The 13,710-nt window shown below is 31.7% G+C and carries 13 protein-coding genes, 5 tRNA genes and 1 other annotated feature; of the genes, 17 read left to right on the forward strand and 1 reads right to left on the reverse strand.

Going from position 1 to position 13,710, the window contains the following annotated elements:
• Positions 1–160 precede the first annotated feature (160 nt).
• The 9 genes from B3040_RS07950 to B3040_RS07990 all read left to right on the forward strand — a co-directional run bounded on the left by B3040_RS07950 (position 161) and on the right by B3040_RS07990 (position 5,271).
• Positions 161–1,864, forward strand: coding sequence for a peptide ABC transporter substrate-binding protein (locus tag B3040_RS07950; protein WP_291571960.1), 1,704 nt, complete (start codon positions 161–163; stop codon positions 1,862–1,864).
• Between the two features lie 254 nt (positions 1,865–2,118).
• On the forward strand, positions 2,119–2,361 hold the full coding sequence (locus tag B3040_RS07955) for a small, acid-soluble spore protein, alpha/beta type (protein WP_291571962.1): 243 nt from the start codon (positions 2,119–2,121) through the stop codon (positions 2,359–2,361).
• A 195-nt stretch (positions 2,362–2,556) separates the two neighbouring features.
• Complete coding sequence (locus B3040_RS07960; protein ID WP_291571964.1) at positions 2,557–3,297, forward strand: class I SAM-dependent DNA methyltransferase; 741 nt, start codon at positions 2,557–2,559, stop codon at positions 3,295–3,297.
• Between the two features lie 6 nt (positions 3,298–3,303).
• Positions 3,304–4,182 (forward strand): Hsp33 family molecular chaperone HslO, encoded by an 879-nt coding sequence (gene hslO / locus B3040_RS07965; RefSeq protein ID WP_291571965.1) that lies wholly within the window; start codon positions 3,304–3,306, stop codon positions 4,180–4,182.
• A 680-nt stretch (positions 4,183–4,862) separates the two neighbouring features.
• Positions 4,863–4,938: transfer RNA gene (locus tag B3040_RS07970), tRNA-Val, on the forward strand.
• Between the two features lie 5 nt (positions 4,939–4,943).
• Positions 4,944–5,020 (forward strand) — tRNA-Asp (locus B3040_RS07975).
• 17 nt (positions 5,021–5,037) lie between these two features.
• Positions 5,038–5,113, forward strand: a tRNA-Phe gene (locus B3040_RS07980).
• A gap of 6 nt (positions 5,114–5,119) precedes the next feature.
• A tRNA-Gly gene (locus B3040_RS07985) sits at positions 5,120–5,194 on the forward strand.
• A 3-nt stretch (positions 5,195–5,197) separates the two neighbouring features.
• Positions 5,198–5,271, forward strand: a tRNA-Cys gene (locus B3040_RS07990).
• A gap of 161 nt (positions 5,272–5,432) precedes the next feature.
• On the opposite strand, the gene B3040_RS07995 is transcribed toward B3040_RS07990, so the two are convergent.
• Positions 5,433–6,128, reverse strand: coding sequence for a DUF6873 family GME fold protein (locus tag B3040_RS07995; RefSeq protein WP_291572033.1), 696 nt, complete (start codon positions 6,126–6,128; stop codon positions 5,433–5,435).
• Between the two features lie 310 nt (positions 6,129–6,438).
• Between B3040_RS07995 and ytxC the strand changes: the two genes are divergently transcribed.
• The 8 genes from ytxC to pheS all read left to right on the forward strand — a co-directional run bounded on the left by ytxC (position 6,439) and on the right by pheS (position 13,585).
• Positions 6,439–7,338: a putative sporulation protein YtxC gene (gene ytxC, locus B3040_RS08000; RefSeq protein WP_291571967.1), complete on the forward strand. Its 900-nt coding sequence runs from the start codon at positions 6,439–6,441 to the stop codon at positions 7,336–7,338.
• 213 nt (positions 7,339–7,551) lie between these two features.
• Positions 7,552–8,079 (forward strand): translation initiation factor IF-3, encoded by a 528-nt coding sequence (infC, locus tag B3040_RS08005; protein ID WP_291571970.1) that lies wholly within the window; start codon positions 7,552–7,554, stop codon positions 8,077–8,079.
• Between the two features lie 19 nt (positions 8,080–8,098).
• Entirely contained in the window at positions 8,099–8,296 is a 198-nt protein-coding gene (gene rpmI / locus B3040_RS08010) for a 50S ribosomal protein L35 (protein WP_017414706.1), read from the forward strand.
• 27 nt (positions 8,297–8,323) lie between these two features.
• A complete protein-coding gene (gene rplT / locus B3040_RS08015) occupies positions 8,324–8,683 on the forward strand; it encodes a 50S ribosomal protein L20 (protein ID WP_291571973.1) in 360 nt (119 codons plus the stop codon).
• 296 nt (positions 8,684–8,979) lie between these two features.
• A complete protein-coding gene (locus B3040_RS08020; protein ID WP_291571975.1) occupies positions 8,980–10,347 on the forward strand; it encodes a TrkH family potassium uptake protein in 1,368 nt (455 codons plus the stop codon).
• A gap of 17 nt (positions 10,348–10,364) precedes the next feature.
• A complete protein-coding gene (locus B3040_RS08025) occupies positions 10,365–11,024 on the forward strand; it encodes a potassium channel family protein (protein ID WP_291571977.1) in 660 nt (219 codons plus the stop codon).
• Between the two features lie 12 nt (positions 11,025–11,036).
• Positions 11,037–11,825, forward strand: coding sequence for a TrmH family RNA methyltransferase (locus B3040_RS08030; RefSeq protein WP_291571980.1), 789 nt, complete (start codon positions 11,037–11,039; stop codon positions 11,823–11,825).
• Positions 11,826–12,019: 194 nt separating this feature from the next.
• Positions 12,020–12,236, forward strand: a binding site (T-box leader).
• Between the two features lie 329 nt (positions 12,237–12,565).
• A complete protein-coding gene (gene pheS / locus B3040_RS08035) occupies positions 12,566–13,585 on the forward strand; it encodes a phenylalanine--tRNA ligase subunit alpha (protein ID WP_291571981.1) in 1,020 nt (339 codons plus the stop codon).
• The last annotated feature ends 125 nt before the right edge of the window (positions 13,586–13,710 follow it).

The raw sequence follows: 13,710 nt of genomic DNA on the forward strand, positions 1-13,710 counted from the left end.
ACAGAAAATTATAAAAATCTTGAATTTTCATTTATAAAAGCAACAAGGGGACTGCTTAAAGATTTTATAATTTCTAATATTTAGTTTCAATGTGTAAGAAAAACTCAATTTTACAAAAGAGTTTTTATTAGAAAGAAACAATAAGAAGGGGGATTTTTTTATGAAAAGCAGAAAACTTTTATCTGTATTACTAGCATCATCTATGATTGCATCAGTAGCCTTAACTGGTTGTGGTGGAAAAGATGATAAAAAAGCAGAAGGAGAGAAGTCAGGAGAAAACGCTCAAGCCGTAAAAATGGACAAGGAGCAATATTTAAATGTAGTTTTAGGTGCAGAACCAAAAACTTTAGACCCATCTAAAGCAACTGATTTATATTCTTCTCAAGTTCTTGCAAACACTATGGAGGCGTTAACAAGACTTGAAGTTGGTAAAGATGGAAAGGATGTTATAAAGCCGGGTGCTGCTAAAGAGTGGAAAAAATCTGAGGATGGATTAAAATGGACTTTCACATTAAGAGATATGAAGTGGAGCGATGGTCAAGCTGTTACTGCAGAGCAATTTGTATACGGTATCACAAGAACCCTTGATCAAAAAACTGGTTCACAATATGCGTTCTTATTATTCCCAATCAAGAATGCTAATGAATTCAATACAGGAAAAGCAAAAGCAGAAGATTTAGGAGTTAAAGCTATAGATGAAAAAACTATAGAGTTTACTTTGGCTTCACCTTGTGCATATTTCTTAGATTTAACATATTTCAAAGTAATGGAACCACAAAGAAAAGATATCATAGAAAAACATGGTGATAAATATGGTAGTGAAGTAGATACTATGGTATTTTCAGGTCCTTTCATCATTTCTGAGTGGGTACACAACAATAAAGTAGAATTAGTTAAGAATAAAGATTATTGGGATGCAGAAAATGTAAAGCTTGAAAAAGCTACTATGAAAATCATAAAAGAAGAAACAGCAAGAATGAATGAATTATACAATGGTTCATTAGATGCTGCTGCGGTAACTAAACAAGAATGGGTTGAAAAGTTTAACCAAACTGGTAAGTTCGAGGTTAAAAAAGGATATGATGGATCGGCTACCTATACTTTCTTTAACCAAAAAGATAAATATTTTGCTAATGCGAAAATAAGAAAAGCATTTATAATTGCTAATGATAGAGCAGGTACAGCATCAACTTTATTCAGAGGACTTGCAGAGCCAGCTAATGCATGGTGTCCTCCAGCAATTCAAATTGATGGAAAAGACTACAGAGAAACAGCAACATATCTACCAGTTGAGGAATTAAAGAAAGCTAATTCAGATCCTAAAGCTTTATTAATTGAAGGATTAAAAGAATTAGGTTTAGACCCAGATCCAGCTAAACATACATTTAAGGTTTTACAATCAGGAACTGATGCTAGAGCTAAAGAGTTTGCTGAGTTTGATCAACAAAACTATAGTAAAGCGCTTGGAGTTAATATAGAGTGTGACTATGCTGAGTGGGCAGTTTTCCAAAAGAGAACAGATGAGGGAGATTACCAAATTGCTGGTCAAGCTTGGGGTGCTGACTATAATGACCCTAACACCTTCTTTGATATGTTCATGTCAGAGGCAGGAATCTGCAATACAGGTTGGAAGAGTGAGAAGTATGACAGTCTAATCAAAGAAGCAGGTAACTCTATAGACCCAGCTAAGAGATTAGAGAAGTTCAAAGAAGCAGAAAAATTATTAGTGTTTGAAGATGGCGTAATCAGCCCAGGAGTTTGGAGATTTAAAAATACTTTCGTAAGAAAATATATTAAAAATTACATGTCACCAACTTTTGGAGCACTTGACTTAAAATACACTTACACTGAAGGAAGAGAATAATTTAATTAGGAGCAGTATAACTCAAGTTATACTGCTCTTATTTTTATATAGGAAATTCTAATTTTTTCTGCCATAGCAAAATTTCTGTAAGGCCGTGGAATTGCAATATCTCAAAATATATGTAAAAATTCAAGTAATTGAGGCCAGAGAGGAGTTGCATATTATACTTTCTGAAACTTAAATCTTTAAATGTTTTTTAATGAATAAAAAACTTCTCCTTGTAGAAAATAGTAATATAAATAAGGAGGGGTACTATGGGAAAAACACCACTAAAAAAGGTGATTAAATCAAAGCTAAAAAGCAATAGAGAATTAACTCCCCAAGAAAAAATGAGAGAAGAAATTAAATATGAAATTGCAGAGGAATTAGGACTTATAGATAAAGTTAGAGAATTAGGGTGGAGTGGACTTACAGCAGAAGAAACAGGAAGAATTGGTGGATTAATGACTAAAAAGAAAAAACTGTTGAATATGCCTAAAAACAAAGATATGTTATAAAAGATTTAGACAAAACTATTATTTTAATGTAAAATATGTTAGTGATATAATTCATGTAAGAGATTATAAAACTGGGCCTTTTAATTAACATTAATAAGATATTTAGGTGTTATATACATATTTACTTCAATACTCTTTATGAGGGCTCTATTAAGATGATTTATAGATTTGTAGAAGGATAAGTTAGGTGATTTTATGGAATGTTACAATGAGTTTGCAGATGTTTATGATGAGCTTATACATGGAGATGTAGATTATAAGTCTTGGGCCGAGGTTATAACAGGTCTTTGTGATAAAGTGGGGTTAACAAAAAGAGATTATTTAGATTTAGCTTGTGGAACTGGAAATTTAACTGTAGAGGTAGGCAAGTTTTTTAAAACTACCACTGCTGTAGATTTATCAGAGGAAATGCTATCAATAGCTGAAGATAAGCTTAGAAACAACCATGTAAGAGCTAAGGTCATATGTCAAAATATTTGTGAACTGAATTTAAGAAAGAAATTTGATTTAATAACTTGTGCATTAGATTCAACTAATTATATTTTGGAGAAACAGGATTTAATTAATTACTTTACTTCAGTTTATCAGCATTTAAAAGATGAAGGACTTTTTATCTTTGATATAAACTCTCAGTATAAGTTGTTAGAAGTTTTAGGGGAGAATACTTTCAATTATGATAATGATAAAGTAGTTTATATTTGGGAAAATGAAATTGAAAATGAAACTATAAATATGTACCTCACTTTCTTTATAAAAGAAGGACAAGTTTATAGAAGGTTTGATGAACATCATAGGGAGAAAATCTATAGTGAAGAGTACTTAGAAGAAGTTTTACAACATATAGGTTTTCGAATCATAGAAAAATTAGATGATTATAAAAACAATAATATAAAGAAAAATACAGAGAGAATAGTATATGTTCTAGGAAGAAGGTAATAACATATGGATAAGTTGGTTAGAGCTACTGCTCAAAATGGAGACATAAGAATTATAGGTGCAACTACTACAAGTTTAGTTCAAGAAGCTATGGAAATTCATAAATGTACACCAACAGCTGCTGCAGCATTGGGAAGAATGTTAACTGCGGGAAGTTTAATGGGAGCACTTTTAAAAAATGAAAAGGACAGCTTAACGATTCAAATTTCTGGAGGCGGTGAAGCTAAAGGAGTTATTGTTACAGCGCATTCAGATGCTAATGTAAAGGGATATATAGGTAATCCTGAGGTTGACTTACCTTTAAATTCTATTGGTAAGTTAGATGTGGGTGGAGCTATTGGCATCAATGGATATTTGAAGGTTATAAGAGATATGGGACTTAAAGAACCCTATATAGGTCAAGTGCCTATTCAAACAGGTGAAATTGGGGATGATTTAGCTTACTACTTTACGGTTTCAGAACAAACTCCATCTGCGGTAGCCTTAGGAGTACTAGTGGATACGGATTTAACTATAAAGGCAGCTGGTGGGTTTATAATTCAAATGATGCCAGGAGCATCAGAATTTGTAGCAGATATATTATCCTACAGACTTCAAGAGGTGCCATCTATAACTTCTATGATTTCTGAAGGTATGTCTATAGAAGATATATTGAAATATATTTTTGAGGATATGGATTTAAAAATACATGAGGAATTAACACCAGAGTATAAATGTGATTGTTCAAGAGAAAGAGTAGAAAGAGCACTGATAAGCATAGGGAAAAAAGATCTTCAAGAGTTACATGAAGAAGGTAAGAGTGAAGAGTTGTTATGTCATTTTTGCAATAAAGCATATTTGTTCACTAATGAAAATATAGGTAGCTTATTAAAGGAATTAAATTAAGAAACCTTTAAAATAGTTAACTATTATTTACTTTAATTAATTTTAGATTAATAAGTTCTGTTGGTAGCTGTGGTGTTACTAACGGGACTTATTTTTATATATAAGTTGCAATAGAATTTCTACATTACTGAGCGAATTTAAAATAATTTATAGGAAAGAGAATGAAAAAGTAGGTTTGTTGGAAGTGTAATCTCTTTATTACATTCTATATAAAAAGATTTTTATTATTTATGGATATAATTTATCAGTGCAGTTGCAATCGATAATTGTAATGGTTGATTTATAAGAAACTAATACTTTAAATCTTGCCATTTACTATCCTTAATATTGAGGTGGTATGTGACTTCCAAGGAGTAGTTTATTTAATAATTCCACAAATAAATTTAAGGAAGGAAAATTTGGTTTATTATGAAGAGTTGTATTTTCCATTACTTAAGTTATTGGAAATGAAAGCTGAAATTTTAATAGAGATGCAAAAAAAGATGCTATGTAGTAAAGTTGAGAAATTAATAGGAAATAAAAGAGAATACATGATATTTTGGAAGAATAGGTCAAATAACTGTTGACAGAGGAGTATAAGTTTTGTATATTATATATGTGCCAAGAAACAGTTTGAGACAATAAAAAAACTGTTGACACAAAATTAATTAAGTATTATAATAATACATGTTGGAAGAATTGGTCGCATAGCTCAGCTGGGAGAGCATCTGCCTTACAAGCAGAGGGTCACAGGTTCGATCCCTGTTGCGACCACCATATATGGCCCAGTGGCTCAGTTGGTTAGAGTGCCGGCCTGTCACGCCGGAGGTCGAGGGTTCGAGTCCCTTCTGGGTCGCCATTAACTTAATAAAACAAGGCTCGATAGCTCAGTCGGTAGAGCAGAGGACTGAAAATCCTCGTGTCGCTGGTTCGATTCCTGCTCGAGCCACCAACATGTGCGGGAGTGGCTCAGTGGTAGAGCGTCACCTTGCCAAGGTGAACGTCGCGAGTTCGAATCTCGTCTTCCGCTCCATGTGGCGCCATAGCCAAGTGGTAAGGCAGAGGCCTGCAAAGCCTTTATCCCCAGTTCAAATCTGGGTGGCGCCTCCAAAAAAGCATTGCATTAGCAATGCTTTTTTGTTTTTTGTAGTTTTAAATGCAGTGTTTCCTATATGATAAGTTGTTAAAAAACTATAATAAGTAGCACTAAATTCTATATTATAAAGAAAATCTTACTAAAAGAAGATGATCATCTTTTTTAGTAAGATTTTTTATAGGATCAATATACTACCTCTATCTATTAAGGGGCTATCACTTAAATAAAAAGGCTTCACTTTATGCTTATGCAAAAAATCTAATACTAAACTTCCGTATTTATACTTCTCTAAGGTTCCATAAAAAACTATAGTATCCTCTAATTTTCCACAGGTTCCTCCTATGAAACCATAATTAAGTCCAGGGAGAAGTATATCGCCAGGGGGTAATAAAAGAACGTCAATAGGTTCTTTTTCAAGGGCTTTAGCTATGGATAAATCAGAAGTTATAATAGCGTTATCATTTATTATTGCGGTAGAACATTTGGTATAGCCTTGTTTTACATTTATAAGTTTTTTTGAGGAAAAATTAGCTAAAAGAGTTTTATCTGTAAAATTCAAATTGTGAATAAAATAGTCCTTTAAGCTAACAGCATTTAAACATATATCATAAGGATAACTTTTATTTAAAGAGTTAACAGTGTATTCAATGTTTAAATTTATTTTTTTCAATAGTTGTATAAAACTTTCATCTATATCCTTATGAACAAGGATTTTATCATCATTAAGCAAATGTATAAGAATATCTGGATGACCACAAATAGCTGGATATAGTAAAGCTGAAGGAGGGCAAATTATCACGGTGCAACCTAAGTTTTCTAAGTTATATTTTTCTTGGCAGGAAATCCTATAATCTACAAAGGCATATTTCAATAGTTTCACTTCCTTCAGTAATTTTTCCATCCTTAAACAATTAATCTAAGTGTATTTTACGCAAAGTTGCCATTATTATCATGAAAAATAATTTTCTACAAATTGTTCCACATATTATTATGGCACTGTCGACAATTGTTTTCAATATAATGAATATACATTTTATTAAAACACATAATAAAATATAAAATAGGTTAAATCATGTGTCAAAAAAACGTTTAAGTAACATTCTTAAAGTTAAATTTGATTATAGCTTGAAAGAAGTTCAAAGGATAAAATCCACTAAAGTGGGTAAAAAGGGGTGAACTACATGCTACTATTGGAATTAATAGATAATAGTAATAGAGATTATATGGTAGAAGATATTAAGGATATGATAACATATTTTAACAAGAAGAATGTAACCTTAGATATGTCAGTAAGTTTTGAACAGGGAAAACAGTTAATAAAGATACAAGGTGATGATAAAAAATATGACAATAAGATGATAAAGCTAATAAATTTACATCTAGGAAATGTACTATATAAGGTAATAATAGATGAATTCTATAAGAATAACATAGGAAAATTATTAACGGAGAGCTTTCCTTTTTTGAAATTTGATGATATAAAAGCCTTAAAGGAAATGGTCTATAGGGCCTTAAGGGATGAAGATGAAAAAGTAGATGAGACAGTAATATATTTTATGAATAGGAAGAACAATGTTATTGAAAAGATTGTGCAGTGCCTGGAAGAAAATAATGAAGTGAATGTGCAAGGCTTATTAACTTTTCGAATGAAAGATTTTAAAGAAGACTTAGAAAGTATCGTTGAAAAAGTGGTAGAAAAATACATGGTTGAAAAGGAGTATAACGAATTTATTAAATTATTGAAGTACTTTGTTGAGGTTCAGGAGAGTAAGCTTCAGGAAGTTCATATAATGATAGATGAAAAAGGAGACTATATCGTTAAGGATGAATTTGGTAATGATATATTAAATAATTTAATTGACGAATTGTATGAAACAAAGTATACTGCTAAGGTAACTTCAGAAGATTTGATAATAAGTGGTCTTATAACAACAGCGCCACAAAGAGTTATCATACACTCAGTTCATAACTGTATTAACAAAGAATTAATTGAAACTATAAAAAATGTATTTGAGAATAGGGTGAGCTACTGTAATGATTGCAAACAGTGTGAAGCCTTAAGAAGTAAAGCTAAGATTTAGCTTAAAGTACTATTGACATTGAAGTAATATAGTAGTATAATTACCTTTGTTGAGAAAAAAATTAAACATAATACTGAATGATTTAAGTAGGAACTGCCGTTTCTCACCTTACAGTTATGCTAGTAAGGTTAAAGATGAATTTGTTAAAAAGTAACAATTGGACGGCGTTTGTCGTCCTTTTTATTTTATATATTTTTCTAAATACACCTGGAGGTGAATGTTATTAGCAAAAATAAAGACTTCATGATGAATGAAGAAATAAGGGAAAAAGAAATTAGAGTTATCGGTGCTGATGGAGAACAACTTGGAATTCTTCCAACAAAAGAGGCACTTAGGATGGCAGAAGAAAAAGAGCTTGATTTAGTTGCAATATCACCAAATGCAGCTCCACCTGTTTGTAAAATAATGGATTTTGGAAAATTCATTTATGAGCAGCAGAAGAAAGACAAGGAAGCTAAGAAAAAGCAAAAGGTTATTACAATTAAAGAAATTAGATTGAGTGCTACAATTGAAGAGCATGATATTGAAATTAAAGCAAATAATGCAAAGAAATTTTTAACTGATGGAGACAAAGTTAAAATTACTGTGAGATTTAGAGGAAGAGAAATTGAAAACTCACATGTGGGACGTAAGATATTAGATCTTTTTGTTGAAAAAATTGGTGACATTTTCATAGTAGAAAAGCCAGCAAGACAAGAAGGTAGAAATATGATAATGATATTAGCTCCAAAAAGAGCATAACTGAGAGGAGGACTTTATTATGCCAAAAATGAAAACTCATAGAGGTGCAGCTAAAAGATTCAAGAAGACAGGAACAGGTAAGTTAAAAAGAGCGAAAGCTTTCAAACGCCATATATTAACTAAGAAAAGCTCAAAAACTAAGAGAAACCTTAGAAAAACAGGATATGTTTCAGCTTCTCAAGAAAAAGTAATGAAAAAATTACTACCATACTTATAATAGGAATTGTCTAGGAGGTAATGATAAATGGCAAGAGTAAAGAGAGCAATCAACGCTCGTAAAAAACATAAAAAAATATTAAAACTTGCAAAAGGATACTACGGTGGAAAAAGCAAGTTATTTAAAACTGCTAATGAGTCAGTTATAAGAGCACTAAGAAATGCTTATGTTGGAAGAAAATTAAAAAAGAGAGACTTCAGAAAACTATGGATAGCTAGAATTAATGCTGGTACTAGACTAAATGGTCTTTCATACTCAAGATTCATGAATGGAATGAAACTTGCTGGAATAGATATCAACAGAAAAATGCTTTCTGAAATAGCTATAAATGATCCAAAAGCATTTGCTGAATTAGTTGAAGTAGCTAAGAAGCAATTAGAAGCTTAATATATAATAGAATAATTAGTTATATATACATAAAATGTAGCCTTTGGCTGCATTTTTGCTTTATATAATTTTTTTTTGGAAATACTAATTTTACAATAGGAAAAAAAGGCTTAGTTAAACTAGCAAATAGTAGTTCAACTTTGAGAGATAAGTTAAACACATTTTTTTAATAGGTTTACACATATCGCAAGAATTGTTAAGTTTGTTAAATTTAATAAAGTCTATGTACAATTGTAAATAACAGGTATATATTAGTTATATACTTTAGACATTAGGAATGATTAGAGGTGTTTTCTTTGGAAATTAAACTAAAAGATAGTCTAAGAAAGTTTAAATTTACTCCTGTTCAGATAGTGGTAATTGGATTTGCCTTAACAATTTTAATTGGAGCAACCTTACTAACTTTACCAATATCTGCTGTAAGTGGTGAGTTTACACCTTTTATAGATTGTCTTTTTACTGCTACATCAGCGGTTTGTGTGACAGGGTTAGTAACTGTAGATACAGGAACTCATTGGACTTATTTCGGAAAAACAGTAATTATGTTGCTAATACAAATTGGGGGATTAGGCTTTATGTCCTTCGCCACTTTACTTTCACTAATTATTGGTAAAAAAATTACATTAAGAGAAAGATTAGTAATGCAGGAATCCCTTAATTTAAATTCCTTGCAAGGTGTGGTTAAACTAGTAAAATATATCTTGGTCTTTACATTTTCTGTAGAGTTAGCAGGTGCTATTTTATTTTCAACCCAATTTATACCTGACTTTGGAATTGGAAAAGGAATATATTATAGTATATTTCATGCGGTTTCATTTTTCTGTAATGCAGGTTTTGATGTAATGGGGGAGTTTAAAAGTTTAACTGAGTACTATAACAATTCAGTTGTAATATTAACCACCTCCTCTTTAATTGCAATTGGAGGATTAGGATTCATTGTTTGGGATGAAATATACCATTATAAAAAGATTAAAAGGTTTTCACTTCATTCAAAAGTAGTAATATCAATGACATCTATCTTAATTGTATCTGGAGCTGTATTATTCTTCATATTTGAATATAACAATCCTGGAACTATGGAGCCTATGAGCTTAAAAGGAAAAGTCTTATCCTCAATTTTAGCTTCTATAACACCAAGAACTGCAGGAGTTAACTCGATAAACCTTTCAGCCATGACTTCAGCATCAATTCTTTTGACTATTATACTTATGTTTATAGGTGGGTCGCCAGGGTCTACAGCTGGAGGGATTAAGACCTCTACCTTTGGTATTTTATTAATGACTGTGGTATCTGTTATAAGAGGAAGAGAAGATACGGAATACTTTAAAAGAAGAGTAAGCAAAGATATAGTTTATAAGGCACTTGCTGTAACTATTATAGGGTTGGGCATTGTATTTGCCGTAACCATGATATTATCCTTTACAGAAAGAGGAAGTGGAATGCCTTTTGAGTATTACTTATATGAAGCTACTTCAGGTTTTGGTACCGTAGGGTTGAGCTTAGGGTTAACCCAAAAACTTACTACCTTTGGAAAGATAATAGTTGCATTAACAATGTATGCAGGTAGAGTTGGTCCACTAACTATAGCAGTAGCTATGACTATACGAAAACATGATAGGGGAAATTCTATTAGATACCCTGAAGATAAAATTTTAGTTGGATAGAAGAGAAGGTGTTAACAGTGAGGAAAAAACAATTTATAGTTATTGGATTAGGAAGATTTGGTACTTCTGTGGCGGAAACCCTATATGGGTTAGGAAATGATGTTCTTGCTGTGGATTCAGATGAAGAAATAGTTCAGAATATATCAGAAAGAGTTACACATGCAGTTCAATTAGATGCAAATGATGAAAATAGCTTAAGGGCGTTAGGAATTAGCAACTTTGATGTAGCAATTATAAGTATTGGTTCCGATATTCAAGCAAGTATTTTAGCTACATTGTTAGTAAAGGAAATGGGTGTTAAGCATATAATTACTAAAGCAAATGATGCCTTACATGCAAAGGTGCTTTATAAAATAGGTGCTAATAGAGTTATATTCCCTGAAAGAGACATGGGAGTAAGAGTTGCACATAATCTATGTTCTTCAAATATACTAGATTATATAGAGCTTTCACCAGATTTTAGTATTGCTGAAATTGCTGCTCCAAGTGACTGGGAAAACCGCAGCTTAATAGAGTTGAATCTTAGAGCTACCTATGGAATAAATGTAGTGGCAATAAAAAGAAGCAATGAAATAGATGTTTCTCCATCACCAGATGAAGTTGTGTTGCCAGGAGACATTATAGTAGCAATTGGTGGTACTCAAGAATTAAATAATATAGAAACTCTAGTTAGGTAAGGGGAGGTTGTTTTGCAACTAATAACCAGCAAAGATAATAATCTCATTAAAGAAACTAAAAAGTTAAAGGAAAAAAAGTACAGAAATGAAAAGGGATTATTTATAATAGAAGGATTTAGATTCTTAGAGGAAGCATTAAAATCCTCCTTTTCAATTGAAAGTATATTTATAAGTGAAAATTCATTGTCAAAGTTTCAGGAGTATTTCATAGATAGCCACATTAAGAAAGAAACAAAGCTAATTCAAGTTACTGAAGGAATTTTTAAAACTATAAGTTGTACAGATAACCCTCAGGGAGTTTTAGCTTTAGTAAAAATGGATGCTAAAAAAGTTCATAAAGATAAAGGAACTTATGTTTTAGTAGATAAAATTCAAGATCCTGGAAACTTGGGAACGATTATAAGAACCGCTCATGCGGCAGAGTGTAGTGGAGTGATTCTAACAAAGGGTACTGTGGATTTGTATAATGAAAAAACCCTAAGATCTACCATGGGGTCAATTTTTAACATTCCAATCATAGAAGATTTGGATTTATCTTTTACAAAGGAACTAAAAGATAATGGATACAAATTAGTATGTAGCTCCCTAGATACAGAGTATAACTTTTATGACATTGATTTTAATGAAAGCTTAATTATTTCTGTTGGAAATGAAGGTAATGGAATAAGTGAGGAACTCTATAATATCAGTGATATAAAAGTTAAAATACCAATGCCTGGTGGAGCGGAATCCCTAAATGCAGCAGTGGCAGCTTCAATAATGATATATGAAGGAGTAAGGCAAAAATCCATAAATAGTTAATTAAATCCATACTTATAAATAACTTGATATTTGTGAGTAAAGTATGTATAATATAGAGAAACAATTATGAAGGTTAAAAGCTTTTAAAGTTTAAACTATAGAAGCTAAATTAAGCTTATTGCTTACATAATAATCTAAGTTGTTTTTCTAAGCTTTTAAAGCTTAGAGTAAAAGTCTATGAAATATTATAAATAAATTAAACTATGATAGAGAGAGTAAGTATGTAGAAGCAATCAGGGAGAGAAGGTCGTAGACTGCAAGCCTTCTTTTGGGAATATATACTGAAGTTCACTCTTGAGTTCTAACTATGAAATAGTAGTAGTAGTTGGCGGCTAATGGTCGATAAAAAAGCTAAGTGGGTCTTTGTTTAAAGTCCAATTAGGGTGGTACCGCGGATTTTCCGTCCCTTTTCAGGGGCGGTTTTTATTTTTTTGTAAGTTAACTTGAAGTTGATTTATCTATAAGATTTCTTTAAAAGTGATATTCTAAAGATGATATCTTATTTAGGAGTATTCTGAAGGAAAACTTTTCACATGCTCAGTGGCATTTAATGAGGGGTAAAATTAGATGTTTTAACTAGAAGTCTATTTATGAAAATAATACACAGTCAGGTACTAAATCATTTATATTTGTTAACAATTTAAGTAAGGTGTCTTCAAAAAATGAATAAGTCAGTATGCTTGTTATTTGTTGCAGATACTTAATACATAAAATAATTATTTATGAAGGGAGAAAAGGAAATGAAAGAGCAATTGGAAGCTATAAAAGTTTCTGCTTTAGAAGAATTAAGTAAGGTAAATGAAAAAGCAGAATTAGAGAATATTAGAGTTAAGTATTTAGGTAAAAAGGGAGAACTTACTGCAATATTAAGAGGTATGGGTAAGTTATCTGCTGAGGAGAGACCCTTAGTAGGAAAAGTAGCAAATGAGGTTAGAGAAGCTCTAGAAAATGAAATAACTGCTAAAATGGAAGATATGAAAAACAAAGAAAAAGAGGAAAGACTTAAGAGCGAAATTATAGATATTTCTATGCCTGGGAAAAAACAGGTTATAGGAAAAAGACATCCTATAGATTTAACCCTTGAAAGAATAAATGATATATTTTTATCTATGGGCTTTTCTATAGAGGAAGGACCAGAGGTAGAGTATGATTACTATAACTTTGAGGCTTTAAATATTCCAAAGGACCACCCAGCAAGAGGCGAACAAGACACTTTTTATATTAATGATAACATGGTGTTAAGAACACAGACTTCTCCAATACAAATTAGAACTATGGAAAATCAAAAGCCACCAATAAAGATGATAGCACCAGGAAAAGTGTATCGTTCAGATGCAGTTGATGCAACGCACTCACCAATATTTTATCAAATTGAAGGCTTAGTTATAGATAAAGGAGTTACCTTTGCTGACTTAAAGGGTACTCTAGAAATGTTTACACAAAAAATGTTTGGAGATGAGATGAAAACTAAATTTAGACCACATCATTTCCCATTCACGGAGCCTTCAGCAGAACTTGATGCTACTTGTTTTGTATGCATGGGAGAAGGTTGTAAAGTATGTAAGGGTAGCGGTTGGATAGAACTTTTAGGCTGTGGTATGGTACATCCTAACGTTTTAAGAAATTGTGGAATAGACCCTGAGGTTTACAGTGGCTTTGCCTTTGGATTTGGCTTAGATAGAATTACAATGTTAAAGTATGGAATAGATGATATAAGACTTTTATACGAAAGTGATATGAGATTCTTAGATCAATTTTAGGCATATGAAAATAAATAATAAGTTAAAGAGGTTAAGGATATTTTAAGTTCACAAACAAGTCTTGTGTTCATAAGCAAGCCTTGTGTTCACAAGTAAGCTTATGCCGACTAGGACACTGACTTATT

The organism is Clostridium sp. UBA4548 (genome assembly GCF_002387895.1).
Lineage (GTDB): Bacteria > Bacillota > Clostridia > Clostridiales > Clostridiaceae > Clostridium_J.